The sequence below is a fragment of the Streptomyces sp. NPDC051109 genome (assembly GCF_044455885.1).
In the GTDB taxonomy this organism is placed as follows: Bacteria; Actinomycetota; Actinomycetes; order Streptomycetales; family Streptomycetaceae; genus Streptomyces.
Genome location: NZ_JBITFF010000012.1, coordinates 23,814 through 40,910, shown reverse-complemented (window position 1 = coordinate 40,910; position 17,097 = coordinate 23,814). Strand labels below are relative to the sequence as shown.

General features: G+C 73.1%; 14 protein-coding genes. 9 read left to right on the top strand and 5 right to left on the bottom strand.

The features are described 5' to 3' along the window. Positions 1-88: 88 nt before the first annotated feature. Together ACIBAD_RS22210 and ACIBAD_RS22205 are read right to left on the bottom strand one after the other, a co-directional pair. On the bottom strand, positions 89-1,891 hold the full coding sequence (locus ACIBAD_RS22210; RefSeq protein ID WP_398908126.1) for a hypothetical protein: 1,803 nt from the start codon (positions 1,889-1,891) through the stop codon (positions 89-91). Positions 1,892-1,900: 9 nt separating this feature from the next. After that, complete coding sequence (locus ACIBAD_RS22205) at positions 1,901-2,155, bottom strand: MoaD/ThiS family protein (RefSeq protein ID WP_030157092.1); 255 nt, start codon at positions 2,153-2,155, stop codon at positions 1,901-1,903. A 468-nt stretch (positions 2,156-2,623) separates the two neighbouring features. On the opposite strand from ACIBAD_RS22205, the gene ACIBAD_RS22200 reads away from it, so the two are divergent. From ACIBAD_RS22200 to ACIBAD_RS22180, 5 genes are all read left to right on the top strand, one after another. Next, on the top strand, positions 2,624-3,439 hold the full coding sequence (locus tag ACIBAD_RS22200) for a response regulator transcription factor (protein WP_134073234.1): 816 nt from the start codon (positions 2,624-2,626) through the stop codon (positions 3,437-3,439). Positions 3,440-3,463: 24 nt separating this feature from the next. Next, positions 3,464-4,486, top strand: coding sequence for a LacI family DNA-binding transcriptional regulator (locus ACIBAD_RS22195; protein ID WP_030300863.1), 1,023 nt, complete (start codon positions 3,464-3,466; stop codon positions 4,484-4,486). 116 nt (positions 4,487-4,602) lie between these two features. Then, complete coding sequence (locus tag ACIBAD_RS22190) at positions 4,603-5,736, top strand: S1C family serine protease (RefSeq protein ID WP_398908124.1); 1,134 nt, start codon at positions 4,603-4,605, stop codon at positions 5,734-5,736. A gap of 54 nt (positions 5,737-5,790) precedes the next feature. Next, positions 5,791-6,543, top strand: a complete 753-nt coding sequence (locus tag ACIBAD_RS22185; protein WP_134073230.1) for a response regulator transcription factor — start codon at positions 5,791-5,793, stop codon at positions 6,541-6,543. Beyond that, positions 6,540-7,979: a HAMP domain-containing sensor histidine kinase gene (locus ACIBAD_RS22180; protein WP_134073228.1), complete on the top strand. Its 1,440-nt coding sequence runs from the start codon at positions 6,540-6,542 to the stop codon at positions 7,977-7,979. The genes ACIBAD_RS22185 and ACIBAD_RS22180 overlap by 4 nt, the downstream gene beginning before the upstream one ends. Here the strand turns inward: ACIBAD_RS22180 and ACIBAD_RS22175 are convergent. Both ACIBAD_RS22175 and ACIBAD_RS22170 read right to left on the bottom strand, forming a co-directional pair. After that, positions 7,959-8,834, bottom strand: a complete 876-nt coding sequence (locus ACIBAD_RS22175) for a phosphatidylinositol-specific phospholipase C (protein WP_134073226.1) — start codon at positions 8,832-8,834, stop codon at positions 7,959-7,961. The two genes, ACIBAD_RS22180 and ACIBAD_RS22175, sit on opposite strands and share 21 nt — an antisense overlap. Positions 8,835-8,936: 102 nt before the next feature. Continuing rightward, complete coding sequence (locus tag ACIBAD_RS22170; protein ID WP_398908123.1) at positions 8,937-9,506, bottom strand: TetR family transcriptional regulator; 570 nt, start codon at positions 9,504-9,506, stop codon at positions 8,937-8,939. A gap of 130 nt (positions 9,507-9,636) precedes the next feature. On the opposite strand from ACIBAD_RS22170, the gene ACIBAD_RS22165 reads away from it, so the two are divergent. Next, on the top strand, positions 9,637-10,419 hold the full coding sequence (locus ACIBAD_RS22165) for an alpha/beta fold hydrolase (protein ID WP_134073221.1): 783 nt from the start codon (positions 9,637-9,639) through the stop codon (positions 10,417-10,419). Between the two features lie 110 nt (positions 10,420-10,529). Here the strand turns inward: ACIBAD_RS22165 and ACIBAD_RS22160 are convergent, their stop codons facing one another. After that, on the bottom strand, positions 10,530-12,344 hold the full coding sequence (locus ACIBAD_RS22160) for a bifunctional metallophosphatase/5'-nucleotidase (RefSeq protein ID WP_134073219.1): 1,815 nt from the start codon (positions 12,342-12,344) through the stop codon (positions 10,530-10,532). 175 nt (positions 12,345-12,519) lie between these two features. Between ACIBAD_RS22160 and mshD the strand changes: the two genes are divergently transcribed. The 3 genes from mshD to ACIBAD_RS22145 all read left to right on the top strand — a co-directional run bounded on the left by mshD (position 12,520) and on the right by ACIBAD_RS22145 (position 16,988). Beyond that, positions 12,520-13,452, top strand: a complete 933-nt coding sequence (gene mshD, locus ACIBAD_RS22155; RefSeq protein ID WP_134073217.1) for a mycothiol synthase — start codon at positions 12,520-12,522, stop codon at positions 13,450-13,452. A gap of 289 nt (positions 13,453-13,741) precedes the next feature. Then, positions 13,742-16,024: an RNA degradosome polyphosphate kinase gene (locus tag ACIBAD_RS22150; protein ID WP_208329018.1), complete on the top strand. Its 2,283-nt coding sequence runs from the start codon at positions 13,742-13,744 to the stop codon at positions 16,022-16,024. After that, positions 16,005-16,988, top strand: coding sequence for a CHAD domain-containing protein (locus tag ACIBAD_RS22145; RefSeq protein ID WP_134073215.1), 984 nt, complete (start codon positions 16,005-16,007; stop codon positions 16,986-16,988). The genes ACIBAD_RS22150 and ACIBAD_RS22145 overlap by 20 nt, the downstream gene beginning before the upstream one ends. The last annotated feature ends 109 nt before the right edge of the window (positions 16,989-17,097 follow it).

The following is a 17,097-nucleotide window of genomic DNA, read 5'->3' as shown; positions in this document are numbered from 1 at the left end:
ACGTGCGTTCTAGTGGACCATGACCGGCCGTACGGAGGCCGTCAGGCCCGGAGCCGGGCCTGACGGAGGGGCTGACGGAGGGCCCGCCTCAGCCGACGACCCGGCCGATCAGGTAGACCGCGGGAGCGGCGGCCGCCAGCGGCAGCGCGACACCCGCCGTCATGTGGACGAACTTGGACGGGTAGTCGTACGCGGCCACCCGCAGCCCGATCAGCGCGCACACCCCGGCGGCCAGGCCGAGCAGCGCCCCGCCGACGCCGACGGAGGTCAGCCCTCCGACGGCGATGCCGGCTCCGGCGGCGGCGGCCAGCGAAACGCCGACGGAGGCCGGGGTCGGCAGCGGCAGCGCGCGGGTGAAGACGGCCACGGCCACCGCCACGGCTCCGACGCTGACGGCGGCGGTGTCGGCGGCCAGATAGCCGGCGCAGACGATCGCGAGCGCGGCGGAGGCCACGGACGCCATCAGCCCGTACATCCGCTCGTCAGGGTCGGCGTGGCTGCGCAGCTGGAGGACCAGCGTGAGCAGCACCCAGGCACCGAGGGTCCCGATGATCGCGCCGGGGCCGTACGTGTCGTCCACGGCGAGCACGGCCGCGTCGGCGACGAGGGCTCCGAGGAAGGCGAGGGCGATGCCCTGGCGGGCGGGCCACATGCCGTTGAGCCGGAACCAGCCGGCCGCGGTGAGCCCCTGCAGGACGATCAGCGGCGCGAGGAGGCCGAGGTGCCCGACGGCGGCGGCACCGGCCAGCAGCAGCCCGAGCGCCGCGGTCAGTATGGCCGGCTGCGGACCGGGATCGATGATCGGCGACCTGCCCTCGGCGCGCGCCTGGGCCGGATCGACTGCACGCAGGGTGTTCCCCCCGAGCGTGGGCGGGGAGTACTCGGGGTCCTCGCCCTCGGCGCCGTCGGTAGCCGCAGGAGGGGCGGCCGGGGCGGCGGCCGGCTCCTGCGGGCCGGGGCCGGGGTACGGCGGCAGGTACGGGGTCTGCGCCGCGCCTGCGGCCCCCTGGGGGTCGGCCGCGGCCGGGCCCGGGTAGGGCGGGAGGTAGGCGGTCTGCTCGGCTGCGGCGCCCGCCGGGGCCGCGGCCTGCGGCGGGAGGTAGGCGGTCTGTTCGGCTGCGGACCCCTCGGCCCAGGCCGCTCCGGAGCCGCCCTGCGCCCAGTCGGCGGCGGGGGCCGGGGCCTGGGCGGCGGGTGCCTCGTCCCGGAACCACCCCTCGGGGGCCGCGGACTGCGCCTGCGCCTCGGCCGCGCCGGGGCCGGGATAGGGCGGCAGGTAGGCGGTCTCGGCGGCCGCGGAGGCGGGCCCGCCGCCCGCGGCGGAAGCCGGGTACGGCGCACCGGAGGTCAGGCGGTCGCCCGCCCCGGAACCCTCGTACGGCGCACCGGCGGCCGGCCGGGGCGCGGACCGGCCCGGGTACGGCGGGAGGTATGCCGTCTGCTCGGCGGCACCGGCCGCCGGGGCCGCGGACTGGGGCGGGAGGTAGGCCGTCTGCTCCGCGGCGGATCCCTCGCTCCACGACCCACCGCCCGCCGCCCAGCCCGCCGCGGGCGCCTCTTCCCGTACGCCGCTCGACTGCCAGTCGGGCGCGGCGGGGGCATCGTCGCGGAACCAGCCCTCCGGGGCGACCGGCTGCGGGGCCGGCGGCTGGTACGCGGGCTGCCCGGGCGCGGCGCCGGAGGCGTCCTCCGGCCACGGCGCAGCGGCCGGCGGCTGGGCCGCGGCCTCGTCGCGGAACCAGCCCTCCGGCGCCACCGGACCGCCCGGCAGCGGGCCGAGCGGCGGCTGCACCGGCTGGTAGCCGGTTTCCCAGGTGTCCGCCTGCCAGGTCTGGGTCCCGTACGGGTCCTCCTGCGGGCGCTGCTGCTGTTGTTCCTCGGGAGTGCTCATCGTTTCCGCTCACCCGCCCGCGAACGGCGGGAGCACCTCGACGGTGCCCCCCTCGGTCAGCGGAACGGCATCGTGCGGGCGCTTGCCCACGGGCTCTTCGTTCACGAGGAAGGAGCAGCGCTGCAGGACCCGGGTCAGCTCACCGGGGTGGCGCTCCCGCACGGCGTCGAGCGCCTCGGCCAGTGTCCGCGCCGAGTACGGCTCCTCCGCCGTCTTGGCCGCGGCCTTGGCCGCCGCCCAGTAGCGGATGGTTCCGGTTGCCACTGCAGCTCCTATCGTCGGCTCTCTACCGTCGGCCTCCATGATGAACCCTCCGGCCCCCGGATCCGTTGTGCCTCCGCACGCCCCGCATGCGCCCGGGCGGCCTCCCGTACATCCACCGATCCGGTGAAACCGGGGCATACGCTGGTCCTGAAGGTGGCAGGGACCACAGAAGCGAGGGTGCCGGGCCTCGGCCGCGCAGCGACGGGTGGGCTATTCTGCTGGCGAGAGGATCCGGGCAACGTTGCCCCCGGGTCCTTTTGTGCTTTCAGCACGTTGAACGGACCGAGAACGAACAGTGGTGGCCGTCCGGGCCTCAGGGCGCGGGGCCCGGCGAACCACCACACCGCACCAGCACCACGCACCACGTACGAAGCAGTACCGCGAAAGTCCTCGACGGGACCGAGGAGGAACCGACGTGATGGACCAGCGAACCGTGCACGAACGCCCGACCTGGGCAGGTGGTCGGGCATGAGCTCTCTCCTGCTGCTGACCAACGCCCTCCAGCCGTCCACCGAGGTGCTGCCGGCCCTCGGCCTGCTGCTGCACAGCGTCCGGGTGGCCCCCGCCGAGGGCCCGGCCCTCGTGGACACCCCCGGCGCGGACGTCATCCTCGTCGACGGCCGCCGCGACCTGCCGCAGGTGCGCTCGCTCTGCCAGCTGCTGCGCTCCACCGGCCCCGGCTGCCCGCTGATCCTCGTCGTCACGGAGGGCGGCCTCGCGGCCGTCACCGCCGACTGGGGCATCGACGACGTCCTCCTCGACACCGCGGGCCCGGCCGAGGTCGAGGCCCGGCTGCGCCTCGCCACCGGCCGCCAGCAGCTCGGCTCCGACGACTCCCCCATGGAGATCCGCAACGGCGACCTGTCGGTCGACGAGGCGACGTACTCGGCGAAGCTGAAGGGGCGGGTCCTCGACCTCACCTTCAAGGAGTTCGAGCTGCTCAAGTACCTGGCCCAGCACCCGGGCCGGGTCTTCACGCGCGCCCAGCTGCTCCAGGAGGTGTGGGGGTACGACTACTTCGGCGGCACCCGGACGGTGGACGTCCACGTGCGGCGGCTGCGCGCGAAGCTCGGCCCCGAGCACGAGTCGCTGATCGGTACGGTCCGCAACGTCGGCTACCGCTTCGTCACGCCGGAGAAGGTCGAGCGGGCGGCGGCGGAAGCGGCGGCCCAGGCGGCCGCCAAGGCCGCGGCGCAGGCGGCGGCCCAGTCCTCGTCCGGCGTCCCCCGTATGGAGGAACCTCCTGTGATCGCCCAGTCGGCAGGACGGCCTGCCCAGAGGTAGGTCACCCCGCGTAGACTCCCCAGCGTGGCCAAGGTGACGCGGGATGACGTTGCACGACTTGCGGGTACGTCTACCGCCGTCGTGAGCTACGTCATCAACAACGGACCCCGGCCGGTCGCCCCGGCCACGCGCGAGCGTGTACTCGCCGCGATCAAGGAGCTGGGCTACCGCCCGGACCGGGTCGCGCAGGCGATGGCGTCGCGGCGCACCGACCTCATAGGCATGATCGTCCCCGATGCGCGGCAGCCGTTCTTCGCGGAGATGGCGCACGCGGTCGAGCAGGCCGCCGCCGAGCGCGGAAAGATGGTCCTGGTCGGGAACTCCGACTACCGGGACGAGCGCGAGGTGCACTACCTGCGGGCCTTCCTCGGGATGCGGGTCTCGGGCCTGATCCTGGTCAGCCAGGGCATGAGCGAGCGCGCCGCCTCGGAGATCGAGGCCTGGGACGCGCGCGTGGTGCTGCTGCACGAGCGGCCGGAGGCCATCGACGACGTCGCGGTCGTCACGGACGACATCGGCGGCGCGCAGCTCGCCACCCGGCACCTGCTGGAGCACGGGCACGAGTACGTCGCCTGCATCGGCGGGGTGGAGAACACCCCGTCGGTCGGCGACCCGGTCGCCGACCACGTGGAGGGCTGGCGCCGGGCGATGCAGGAGTCGGGCCGCTCGACGGAAGGGCGCCTCTTCGAGGCCCCGTACAACCGCTACGACGCGTACCGGGTGGCGCTGGAGGTGCTGTCCGGGCCGGACCGGCCGCCGGCCATCTTCTGCGCCACGGACGACCAGGCGATCGGCGTGCTGCGGGCGGCGCGGGAGCTGCGGATCGACGTACCGGGGGAGCTGGCGGTGGCCGGCTTCGACGACGTCAAGGAGGCGGCCCTGACGGACCCGCCGCTGACGACGATCGCCTCGGACCGCCCGGCGATGGCCCGCGCGGCGGTGGACCTCGTCCTGGACGACGCGCTGCGTGTGGCCGGCTCCCGCCGCGAGCGCCTGAAGCAGTTCCCGTCGGCCCTGGTGATCCGCCGCTCCTGCGGCTGCCACTGAGGGCTGTCCGGCCGACCCCTTTCCCCGGGCGGGCTTATATCGGGCATACGCGGTTCTGTCGGGCTTCTCAGGGTGGACTCAGGAAGCTCTCATGATCCGGGGACAGAGTCGTTGCCATGACCGAGAGCTTCCGCCGCGACGGCGAGTACCCGCAGGAGAACCGCCCGACCCCGAGCGCCGGCCACGGGGACTACCCGCCGCCGCCCGCGTACCCGCCGCCGGCGGCGCATGCGCCGGCCGCGCCCGGGTGGCACGAAGCACACCGGCCGCCGATGGCGCCGACGCCCTCCGAGGGGCCCGCGCACGCGGCCCGGGCCAAGCGGCCGGGCGCGCTGCTCGCAGCCGTGGCGCTGGCCGCAGCCGTGATCGGGGGAGGCACCGCCGCCGGCGTGCAGCAGCTGCTCGCCGGCCAGGACCGGACCGGCGGCGGCATCAGCGGCACCAACGTCTCGCAGTCCAGCACCGGCACCGTGTCCGGCGTAGCCGAGCAGGTCAGTCCCTCCGTCGTGCGGATCGACACCCGTACCGGCTCCGGCCAGGGCACCGGCTCCGGCGTCGTGGTCACCGCGGACGGCGAGATCGTCACCAACAACCACGTCGTCGACGGCGCCACCGAGATCCAGGTCACGATGAGCGACGGCAAGAAGTACACCGCCAAGACCGTCGGCACCGACCCCGACAAGGACCTCGCCCTCATCAAGCTGCAGGGCGCGAGCGGCCTCAGGCCGGCCAAGCTCGGCAACTCCGACAACCTCAAGGTCGGCGACCAGGTCGTCGCCATCGGCTCCCCCGACCGCCTCACCGGCACGGTCACCAGCGGCATCGTCTCCGCCCTGAACCGCGAGGTCAACGTACCCAAGTCCGAGCAGCAGGCGCCCCAGCGCCAGCGCGGCGGCGGCAGCTGGCCGTTCTCGTACGACGGTCGGCAGTTCAACGGGAACACCGGATCGGACACCACCTCGTACAAGGCCATCCAGACGGACGCCTCCCTCAACCCGGGCAACTCCGGCGGCGCCCTCGTCAACATGAACGGCGAGATCGTGGGCATGCCCTCGGCGATCTACTCCCCCTCCGACGACAGCTCCTCGGCCGGCAGCGTCGGCCTCGGCTTCGCCATCCCGGTGAACACGGTCAAGGCCGACCTCGACTCCCTCCGCAAGGGAGGCACCGCCGGATCCGGAAACAACGGCGGCGGCAACAACGGCAACAGCAGCGGCACCGGCGCCAACGGCTTCGGGACCTCGTACTAGGCCGCCCGTGCGAGCCTGGTACGACCGACCACGACCACCCCTGGGGGACCGAAGATGAATCCGGCCGAAGGCGACCCGCACCGCATCCTCGTCGTCGACGACGAGCCGGCCGTGCGGGAGGCCGTGCGCCGCAGCCTCGCCTTCGAGGGGTACGCCGTGCAGACCGCCGTCGACGGGCTCGACGCCCTCGACAAGGCGGCCTCGTACGACCCCGGCCTGATCGTCCTCGACATCCAGATGCCGCGGATGGACGGCCTCACGGCGGCACGCCGGCTGCGCGCCTCCGGAAGCACCACCCCGATCCTGATGCTCACCGCCCGCGACACCGTCGGCGACCGCGTCACCGGCCTCGACGCGGGCGCCGACGACTACCTCGTCAAGCCCTTCGAGCTCGACGAGCTCTTCGCCCGCGTCCGCGCCCTGCTGCGGCGCAGCGGCTACGCGAACGCGCGTCCGGGCACCGGCGACCACGAGGAGACGGACACGCTCGCCTTCGGCGACCTGCGCATGGACCTCGCCACCCGCGAGGTCACCCGCTCGGGGCGCCAGGTGGAGCTGACCCGCACCGAGTTCACGCTGCTGGAGATGTTCCTGGCGCACCCGCGCCAGGTGCTGACCCGCGAGCAGATCCTCAAGACCGTCTGGGGCTTCGACTTCGAGCCCAGCTCCAACTCCCTGGACGTGTACGTCATGTACCTGCGCCGCAAGACCGAGGCCGGGGGCGAGCCCCGCCTGGTGCACACCGTCCGCGGAGTGGGCTACGTCCTGCGCACCGCCGGGGCCGGCGACTCCGGGGGGCCCGAGTGAGCCCGGCGGCCAGATTCCGCGCGCTCCCCCTGCGCTCCCGGATCGCCCTGCTGGTGGCCACCGCCGTGGCCCTGGCGGTGGCCACCGTGTCCGCGGTGTCGTGGGTGATGGTGCGGGCCCAGCTGGACAACCAGCTGAACCAGTCCCTCATGGCCACCAACCCGACCGCGCAGGTGCTGGAACGGCTGCGCCAGGGCTGCCCGGCCCGCCCGCCGACGCAGGCCCAGCAGGACATCGCCGAGAACCTGAACGCAACGGTCCAGATCGTCACCGCGGACGGCAGCCACTGCTGGGTGAGCGGGCAGAGCGACCTGCCGGTGACCACCACGGACGAGCAGGTCGCGGCGGGCCGCAAGGCCAAGGCGCTGCACGACGCGACGACCGACAACGGCGTGGGGATGCGCGTCTACACCTTCGCGGCGCGGACCCAGCCCGGCGCCCCGGTCTTCGCGGTCTCGGTGGCCCGGCCGCTGGCCGACATCGACAAACCGCTGTCCACCCTGGCCTGGGTGCTGATCCTGGTGTCCGGCGTCGGGGTGGCCGGCGCGGGCCTCGCCGGCCTGTGGGTGGCCCGTACGGGGCTGCGGCCGGTCGACGAGCTGACGGGCGCCGTCGAGCACATCGCCCGGACCGAGGACCTGACCGTACGGATCCCCGACGAGGGCGACGACGAGATCGCCCGCCTGTCGCGGTCCTTCAACTCGATGACGGCCGCCCTCGCCTCCTCCCAGGAGCGGCAGGCCCAGCTGATCGCGGACGCCGGGCACGAGCTGCGCACCCCGCTGACCTCCCTGCGCACCAACATCGAGCTGCTCGCGCGCAGCGAGGAGACGGGCCGGGCCATTCCGCCCGAGGACCGCAGGGAGCTGCTGGCCTCGGTCAAGGCGCAGATGACGGAGTTGGCCGCGCTGATCGGGGACCTCCAGGAGCTGTCCCGCCCGGACGCCGCTCCGCCCGCCAAGCTGGAGGTGGTGGCCCTGCACGAGATCGCGCAGAGCGCGCTGTCCCGTGCCCGGCTGCGCGGCCCCGAGCTGCGCTTCACCGACGAGGTGGCGCCCTGGTACGTCCGGGGCGAGGCGGCGGCGCTGGAGCGGGCGGTGGTCAACGTCCTGGACAACGCGGTGAAGTTCAGCCCGCCGGGCGGCACGGTCGAGGTCTCGCTGCGGGCGGGCGAGCTGACGGTGCGCGACCACGGGCCCGGCATCCCGGCGGAGGACCTGCCGCACGTGTTCGAGCGGTTCTGGCGCTCCTCCTCGGCCCGCGCCCTGCCCGGCAGCGGGCTGGGCCTGTCGATCGTGGACCGTACGGTGCGCCGCGCGGGCGGCAGCGTCGAGCTGCGGGCGCCGGCGGGCGGCCCGGGCACGGAGGCGGTGCTCCGCATCCCGGGCGCTCCGGCGCCGCCGCCGGAGCAGCCGTCAGTTGTGCCGGATCAGTGAGGCGACCAGCCCGGAGCGGGTGTTGGGGAAGTCCATCGGGACGATCCCCAGCCCGGTCCGGCCGGCCAGCTCCCCGCCGTCGACGAACGAGTGCACCTGCGGGTTGAGCCGGTCGGAGTTCCAGCGCGGCGGCATGTAGGCGGACGTGCTCACGTAGTTGACGAAGAGCTTGCCGGGCTGCTGGACGGCCCGGCGGAACTGGTTCTCGATCTTGCCGCGCTTGGCGAACGGCTCGGCGTTCCAGTCGTCCTGGATGTCGAAGACGTTGCCGTCGCCGTAGCGCAGTCCGGGCAGACCGCCGTTGTCGGCGAGCAGGACCACCTTGCCGCGGGCCTGGCCGAGGGCGGGCAGCGAGTCCGCGATCCGGAACAGCGGCCGCCAGCCCCGGTTGTCGAGGTAGTCGTCGAAGACGGCGCGGAAGGTGGCGTCGCCGTCCTCCGAGTACTCCTGCTTGAGCCGCATCAGAACGGTCTCGGAGGGGTGCGCGGCGAGGAAGTTCCAGCAGGCGACGAGGACGTCCCCGAACATCAGGCCCTGGTAGAAGGAGCCGTGGTGGATCGCGAACGATCCTCCGGTGACTCTGCACCGGACGTCGAGGAACCGGATGCCCGAGTCGAGCTGTTCGGCGATCGAGGTGTTCTGGCAGGCGACGAACAGCCCGCCCTGGCGGGCGCCGGAGTCGTGGGTGCCGGGGATGGTCATCCGCTGGAGGGCGGTGGAGTCCCCGAGCCCGGCCATCCAGTCCTGCGTGCCGAGCGTACGGGCCGAGGCCGGCCCCGCCGCTGCGAGCCCCGCGGCCGCGCCCGCGCCCGCCGCCATCGCCCCGACCAGAAATGCCCGTCGATCCAGTGCCATGCCCGCCCCTTTGCCGACCCGGTGACGGCTCCCAGCCGCCGTCGGCTGGTGCCCCGGGGATTCTGGCGTGTGGGACGCGGCTTTACTACCCTTCGGTAGCCCTCAGCTTTCGAGCAACTCGGCCATGGCGCGCAGGCCTTGGGCGAGCTCCCGGCCCGTCGGCGCCTGCTCCGGGTCGGTCAGCGCCTGCACCATCACCCCGCTCAGCAGCGCGATGTGCACCGACCCGAGGGCCCGTACGTCCTCCTCGGCGACCGCGTCCACGGGGACCCCGCGCAGCTGCGCGGCCACCATGCGGCGGGCCTGGCGCTGGTTCTCGGCGAGGATGGCGAGCAGCTCGGGCGAGGACTGGGCGTGGACGAAGGCCTCGACGGAGGCGGTCCAGAGCCATCGCATGTCGCCGAAGTCGCGGATCTTGCGGTCCCAGGTGTCGGCGTACCGCTCGGCGGCGGTGGCGCCCTGGCCGGCGAGCCGGCCGGACCCGGCCGCCCACTCGTCCATGGCGGCGAAGAGGGCGAGGTTGAGCAGGGCCTCGCGCGAGCCGAAGTGGTAGCCGATCGCGGCCATGCTCACCCGCGACGCCGAGGCGATGTCGCGCACGGTCGTGCGCAGGTAGCCCTTCTCCTCCAGGCAGCGGCGCGCTCCGGCCAGCAGGTCCTCGCGATTTCCCATGGCGGGATCGTATCCGCGAGAGAATTTGGGCAAGCGCGCAAGACATTCGTATTGCGCGCTTGCCCAAATCCTGGCAGGCTCGTGCACGTACCGCACCGTCACCGCATGACTCACAGGGGAGAGCCAAGCCATGCGCCACACGCTGACGATCGACGGCCGCACGCTGTCGTACCTGGACTTCGGCGGCCCGGGCCGCCCGCTGCTCGCCCTCCACGGGGGCATGTCCGAAGGCCTCGCCTTCGCCGGCCTCGCCGACGCCCTGGGCGACGAATGGCGGGTCATCGCCCCCGACCAGCGCGGCCACGGCGACTCCGACCGGGCCGCCGACTACGGCCGCGAGGGCTACCTCTCGGACACCGTCGCACTCCTCGACCACCTCGGCCTGGACGCCCCCGTGGCCCTCCTCGGCTACTCCCTCGGCGGGTTCAACGCCTACCACCTGGCTGCCGCCCACCCCGACCGGATCGCGGCCCTCGTCAACGTGGACGCCACCGTGGCGGTCGATCCCGACACGGCGGGAGCGCTCTTCGGCTTCCTGCACGACATGCGCTACACCGCCCCCACCCGCGAGGAACTCCTCGCCGCGGCCGGACCGGTGGGCTCTCAGTTCGTCGAGCAGGCGCTGCGCCCGCTCCCCGACGGGGGCTGGCGGCTGCCGTTCCATCCGCAGGACATGATCGACTCCGCCGAGGCCTGCCGCGGCGACCACTGGGACACCTGGCTCGGGAGCCGCTGCCCCGCCCTGCTGATCCACGGCACGCGCAGCCAGACGCTCGGGCAGGAGACGGCCGACGCGATGGTCGCGCGCCGGCCCCGGACCTCGTACGCACCGGTGGACGCCGAGCACTTCCTGCCGTTCACCCACCCGGTGGAGTTCCACGAGGCCGTGCGGAAGTTCCTCGCGGACCTCTGACCGCCCCGCTCCGGCACCCGGGTCCCAGGGGCCGGGGCCCGGGACGGACACGCCGAAGGGGCGGCGGGCCGGAAGGCCCGCCGCCCCTTCGGGCGTTCTGCGCGCAGGTGTTACTTGACGACCGTGATGCGGTCCGCCGCCGGCGGGGCGAGCGGGGCCGCCTCCGTCGACTTCGCGAGGTAGGCGTTGAACGCCTCCAGGTCGGGCACGCCGACCAGCTTGTTCTTGTGGTCCTTCAGGACGGTGAAACCGTCACCGCCGCCCGCGAGGAACTCGTTCATCGCGACCCGGTAGGTCTTGGCGGGGTCGATCGCCGCGCCGTTCAGCCTCACCGAGTCCACGACGATGCGGTCCGCGCCCGTCTTCGTCATGTCCAGGGTGTACGTGAAGCCCTTCGAGACCTGCAGGATCTTCGGGTTCGCGCCGTTGACCGGGCCGCTGACCTGCTGCTGGAGCGCCGTGATCAGCTGCGCGCCCGTCAGGTCGACCACGTTCATCAGGTTGTTGAACGGCTGGACCGTGTAGGACTCGCCGTACGTCACGACGCCGTCGCCCTCGCCGCCCGCGGCCTTGTAGGCCAGGTCGGCACGGATGCCGCCCGGGTTCATGAGGGCCAGCTGCGCGCCGCCCTTGGCGGCCGGGGCCGTGGCCTCCAGCTGCGCGTCGGCGATCATGTCGCCGAGCGGCTTCTCGGGCGCCTCGGAGCCGCGGCCCACGATGTCCGCCGAGATGTAGCCCTGGGGGGCGCTCGCGACCGGGGCGGCGAGCGCGTTCCAGCGGGTGATCAGCTCGGTCATGTCCGGGGCCTTGGGCTGGTCCCGGGTGACGACCTTGTTGACCGGCTTCGGCGCGAGGGCCGCCGTGCGGACGATGTCCTTGGTCTGGCGGTCGTACGTGAGCGTGGTGTCCGTGAACAGGCGCCCGTAGGAGGCGGCCGAGGTCACCATGCGCGGGTTGCCCGCCGGGTCCGGGATGTTGCAGGCGTACGCCTGGTGCGTGTGGCCGGTCACCAGCGCGTCGACCTTCGGGTCCACGTTCTTGGCGATGTCCACGATCGCACCCGAGATGCCGGCGCCGGCGCCCGGGACGTCGCAGTCGTAGTTGTAGGCGCCGTTCGCGGGCAGCCCGCCCTCGTGGATGAGCGCGACGATCGACTTGACGCCCTGCTTGTTCAGCTCGGCGGCGTACTTGTTGATCGTCTCGACCTCGTCGCCGAACTTCAGGCCCTTGACCCCGTCGGCGGTGACGACGTCCGGCGTGCCCTCCAGGGTGACGCCGATGAAGCCGATCTTCACGTCCCCCTTCTGCCAGATGAAGGTCGGGTTCATCAGCGGACGCTTGGTCTTCTCGTCCGTGACGTTCGCCGCGAGGTACTTGAACTCGGCACCCGTGTATTCCTTGCCGGACTCGAAGCAGCCGTCGACGGGGTGGCAGCCTCCGTACGCCATGCGGCGCAGCTCGGTCTTGCCCTCGTCGAACTCGTGGTTGCCGACACTGCTGACGTCCAGCTTCAGCTTGTTCAGCGCCTCGACGGTGGGCTCGTCGTGGAAGAGGCCGGACAGCATCGGGCTGCCGCCGATCATGTCGCCGGCCGCGGCCGTGACGGAGTACTCGTGGCCCTTGCGGGCCTCGCGCAGACCGGTCGCCAGGTACTCGACACCACCGGCGGGTATCGCCTTCGTGGTGCCGTCCGCCTGACGCTGGGTCACGGTGCCGGAGGAGCCCTGCGGGGGCTCCAGCGTGCCGTGGAAGTCGTTGAACGACAGCATCTGCACGTCGACGGTGCGGCTCTTGCCGGCACCGCCACCACTCGCGGCACCGGCCGGCAGTGCGGCCGCGACCATCGCTCCGGCACCGGCCGTGACGGCGATGGCGGCGAAGGTCAACCGGCGGTTTCGGCGGTGCCGTTGTGGCGTCGCTGACATTTAGTCCCCTTTTGGACAGCGGTAAAACTCGGGAGGTCGGCGGCAGCCTATGGTCAACGCGCGTAGCACGACAGGGGGTACGGGTGTCGGACTGGTTACACGCAGAAGACGGATCACCGTCGGTCCGCTGCACGCACACCAGCGCGGCCGCCTTCCGCGGTCGTAGGCTCGACGCATGACTGACGACGCAGCAGCGGCCCTGGAGCCGGGACGCCAGATTGAGACCCTCGACGAGCTGACGGAGGAACAGGCCGAGTCCGTGCTCGCCCTCATCGAGGAAGCGGCGCGCACGGACGGCACCACCGCCGTGTCCGAGCAGGGCCGCCTCCAGCTGCGCGGCGGGCGCCGCGAGGGGATCCGGCACTTCCTGCTCACCGAGAAGGGCCGGCTCGCCGGATACGGACAACTGGAGGACACCGATCCGGTGGAGGCCCCCGCCGCCGAGCTCGTCGTCCACCCGGCGCTGCGCGGGCGCGGGCACGGGCGGGCCCTGGGCTCGGCCCTGCTGGCCGCCTCGGGCAAGCGGATCCGGGTGTGGGCGCACGGAGGCAAGTCGGCCGCCCGCCACCTCGCGCAGGTGCTCGGCCTGACCCTGTTCCGGGAGCTGCGCCAGCTGCGCCGCCCGCTGGGACCGGACGGGCCCCCGCTGCCCGAGGTGGTACTGCCCGCCGGGGTGACCGTACGGACCTTCGTGCCCGGCCAGGACGACGCGGCCTGGCTCGCGGTCAACTCGGCCGCCTTCGCCCACCACCCCGAGCAGGGCGCGCTGACCCAGCGGGACCTGAACGACCGGATCGCGCAGCCCTGGTTCGACCCCAAGGGCTTCTTCCTCGCCGAGCGGGACGGGGAGCTGATCGGCTTCCACTGGACGAAAGTGCACGCCGAGGAGCGGCTCGGGGAGGTCTACGTGCTCGGCGTCCGCCCCGGCGCCCAGGGCGGCGGCCTCGGCAAGGCCCTCACCGCGATCGGCCTGCACCACATCGCGGGGGCGGGCCTGCCCACCGCGATGCTGTACGTGGACGCCGACAATCCGGCGGCCCTGGCCGTGTACGAGGGCCTCGGTTTCAGCACCCACGAGGTCGACCTGATGTACCGCACGGAGAGCTGACGGAGGGCGGGCGGAGGGCCGGCCGCAGGGCACGGAGAGCGAGGGCCTGTCCACGGACAGGCCCCGCACCGGGGGCGCACGCCGGGGACACAGGGGACGCGCCGGAGCATTCCGGGCGCGGAAACGACGTAAAAGACGGACTGGTGCACCACCCGGAGCCTGGAAGCCATGCGCCATTCACCGGACCTTCATGCGCGCTTGCGACTCTCCCCGCATGCAGCCCCGACTCCGACTGACGGCGAACCCGTCCGACGCGCCTGTCCTGCCCCCTGCGCGGAACAATGGAGTCATGAGCCCCCAGCCCAGCGCAGGCCCCACCGAGGTCCCCGCCCAGCACCCGTCTCGTACCTCTGCCGACGCCGCCCCGGCCACCCCCGGCCAGGCGGCCAAGCCCGCGCGGATCGGCTCCATAGCCGCGCACCGCCCGCACTCCGGCCTGCAGCCCGGCCTCGCGCCCGATCTCGACGCCGACCTGGACGCCTACGACGACAAGGACGGCGACGAGCTCCCCGCCGGGCGCTTCCTCGACCGCGAGCGCAGCTGGCTGGCCTTCAACGAGCGGGTCCTGGAACTGGCCGAGGACCCGGCGACCCCGCTCCTGGAGCGCGCCAACTTCCTGGCGATCTTCGCGAGCAACCTCGACGAGTTCTTCATGGTCCGCGTCGCCGGCCTCAAGCGGCGCATCGCGACCGGCGTCGCCACCCGTTCGGCCTCAGGCCTCCAGCCCCGCGAAGTGCTGGACCTGATCTGGACCCGCTCGCGCGAGCTCATGGCCCGGCACGCCGCCTGCTTCCAGCAGGACATCTCCCCGCAGCTCGCCGAGGAGGGCATCCACCTCATCCGCTGGCCGGACCTGACCGAGAAGGAGCAGGCGCGCCTCTTCACACTGTTCCGGAACCAGATCTTCCCGGTGCTCACCCCGCTGGCCGTGGACCCCGCGCACCCCTTCCCGTACATCTCCGGGCTCTCGCTGAACCTCGCCGTCGTCGTCCGCAACCCCGTCAGCGGCCACCGCCACTTCGCGCGCGTCAAGGTCCCGCCGCTGCTCTCGCGCTTCCTGGAGGCCTCCCCGCAGCGTTACGTCCCCCTTGAGGACGTCATCGCCGCACACCTGGAGGAGCTCTTCCCCGGCATGGAGGTCCTCGACCACCACATGTTCCGGGTGACCCGCAACGAGGACCTGGAGGTCGAGGAGGACGACGCGGAGAACCTGCTCCAGGCCCTGGAGAAGGAGCTCATGCGGCGCCGCTTCGGCCCGCCGGTGCGCCTGGAGGTCGAGGAGTCCATCGACCCCGCCGTCCTGGACCTCCTCGTACAGGAGCTGAACGTCTCCGCCGCCGAGGTCTACCCGCTGCCCGGCCCGCTGGACCTGACCGGCCTCTTCGGCATCGCCTCCCTGGACCGGCCCGAGCTGAAGTACCCCAAGTTCGTCGCCGGCACCCACCGCGACCTCGCCGAGGTCGAGTCCGCGTCCGCGCCCGACATCTTCGCGGCGCTGCGCGAGCGGGACGTGCTGCTGCACCACCCGTACGACTCCTTCTCCACCTCGGTGCAGGCCTTCCTGGAGCAGGCCGCCGCCGACCCGGACGTCCTCGCGATCAAGCAGACGCTGTACCGGACCTCCGGCGACTCCCCGATCGTGGACGCCCTGATCGACGCCGCGGAATCCGGCAAGCAGGTCCTCGTACTCGTCGAGATCAAGGCCCGCTTCGACGAGCAGGCCAACATCAAATGGGCCCGCAAGCTGGAGGAGTCCGGCTGCCACGTGGTGTACGGCCTGGTGGGCCTCAAGACCCACTGCAAGCTCTCGCTCGTGGTCCGCCAGGAGGGCGACACGCTGCGCCGCTACTCCCACGTCGGCACCGGCAACTACCACCCCAAGACCGCCCGCCTGTACGAGGACCTCGGCCTGCTCACCGCCGACCCGCAGGTCGGCGCGGACCTCTCCGACCTCTTCAACCGGCTGTCCGGCTACTCGCGCCGCGAGACCTACCGCCGCCTCATCGTCGCCCCGCGCTCGCTGCGCGACGGCCTGATCGCGCGGATCGACAAGGAGGCCGCCCACCACCGGGCCGGCCGACCCGCCTACGTGCGCCTCAAGATGAACTCGATCGTCGACGAAGCGCTCATCGACTCGCTCTACCGGGCCTCCCAGGCGGGAGTACCCGTCGACATATGGGTCCGCGGCATCTGCGCCGTGCGCCCCGGGGTCCCCGGACTCTCGGACAACATCCGGGTCCGTTCGATCCTCGGCCGCTTCCTGGAACACTCCCGGGTCTTCGCCTTCGGCAACGGCGGCGAGCCCGAGGTGTGGATCGGCAGCGCCGACATGATGCACCGCAACCTCGACCGCCGCATCGAGGCACTGGTCAGGGTCGCCGACCCGGCCCACCGCGCGGCTCTGGACCGGATGCTGGAGACCGGTATGTCCGACGCCACCTCCTCCTGGCACCTGGGCCCGGACGGCGAATGGACCCGGCACAGCACCGACCACGAAGGCCAGCCGCTGCGGCACGTTCAGGAGATGCTCATAGACGCCCGGAGGCGCCGGCGTGGCTCTGCCAAACCATGACCTGACAACGCGTGGAGAGGGCTCCGCGGGCGACGTGCTCGGCACGTACCTGCGGGCCCAGGCCACCGCCTTCCTGCGCGCCCTCCGCCTCCACGAGGAGTGGGGGTCCCCCCGGACGGAGTCCGGGGGAGGGGCCGGCGCCGCGGAGGGCAGCGATGCGGCGCGCGGCCTGCGGGGGGCTGCGCGCCGGATCAGCGGGTCCCTGTCCACCTTCCGGGTGGTGGCCGAGTCCTCCTGGGCCGACGGGCTGCGCACCGAGCTGGTGTGGCTGTCCTCGACCCTGGCGGACGAGCACGCGTACGCCGCCCGGCTGACCCGGCTGCTGGACGCGCTGCACCGGCTGTCGGGCTCCCCGGAGGTGCCGGCACCCCGGGGCGCCGCGGGCGCTCTGACGGTGGGCTCGGCGCGCGCCGGGGCCCTGCTGGAGCGGCAGCTCACGCTGGCCCGGACCCGCGCCCACTCGGCGACCCTGCAGGCGCTGGGCTCGTCCCGGTTCCACGCGGTCGCGGACGCCGTGGCCGTCCTGGCCTCCGAGGTGCCGCTGGAGCCCGTCGCGGCCCGCGGGCGGGTGGACGAGGTCCTGATCCCGCTGGCGGAGGTGGCCCACACCCGGCTCGCGGCGGCCGTCTCGGCACTGCCGCACGCGTCCGAGTCCCAGCCGTACAACGCCGACCACGACGGCTCCTGGCACGAGGTGCGCCGACTGCTGCGGGTCCACCGATACGCCCGGGAGGTCCTGGGCGAGGACGTGGCCCGGCTGGCGGCGGCCGGCGAGGCCCTGGACCGCCACCGCGACGCCGCCGAGGCCGCGGCCGCCTCGGCGACGGCGGCCCGCACCCCCCGGATCGCCCCTGCGACCGCGTACGCGCTGGGCGTGCTCCACGCCGACCAGCGGCACGAGGTGGAGGCGGCCCGGTCCACCTTCCAGGGCCTGTGGCAGCCCGTGACGGCCGCCGCCACCTGACGGGCGGCGACCGAAAGGTTTCAGCCAACCCGGGTCCGCGGCGGTCCCGGGGAAGCACCCCAGACCGCGGTCACATAACGGTAACGACAGGACAACGGCGGATGACACT

Coding starts and splice junctions, on each gene's coding strand:
- ACIBAD_RS22210 (WP_398908126.1), bottom strand. CDS start 1,891: ATGAGCACTCCCGAGGAACAACAGCAGCAGCGCCCGCAGGAGGACCCG.
- ACIBAD_RS22200 (WP_134073234.1), top strand. CDS start 2,624: ATGAGCTCTCTCCTGCTGCTGACCAACGCCCTCCAGCCGTCCACCGAG.
- ACIBAD_RS22190 (WP_398908124.1), top strand. CDS start 4,603: ATGACCGAGAGCTTCCGCCGCGACGGCGAGTACCCGCAGGAGAACCGC.
- ACIBAD_RS22185 (WP_134073230.1), top strand. CDS start 5,791: ATGAATCCGGCCGAAGGCGACCCGCACCGCATCCTCGTCGTCGACGAC.
- ACIBAD_RS22175 (WP_134073226.1), bottom strand. CDS start 8,834: ATGGCACTGGATCGACGGGCATTTCTGGTCGGGGCGATGGCGGCGGGC.
- ACIBAD_RS22170 (WP_398908123.1), bottom strand. CDS start 9,506: ATGGGAAATCGCGAGGACCTGCTGGCCGGAGCGCGCCGCTGCCTGGAG.
- ACIBAD_RS22165 (WP_134073221.1), top strand. CDS start 9,637: ATGCGCCACACGCTGACGATCGACGGCCGCACGCTGTCGTACCTGGAC.
- ACIBAD_RS22160 (WP_134073219.1), bottom strand. CDS start 12,344: ATGTCAGCGACGCCACAACGGCACCGCCGAAACCGCCGGTTGACCTTC.
- mshD (WP_134073217.1), top strand. CDS start 12,520: ATGACTGACGACGCAGCAGCGGCCCTGGAGCCGGGACGCCAGATTGAG.
- ACIBAD_RS22150 (WP_208329018.1), top strand. CDS start 13,742: ATGAGCCCCCAGCCCAGCGCAGGCCCCACCGAGGTCCCCGCCCAGCAC.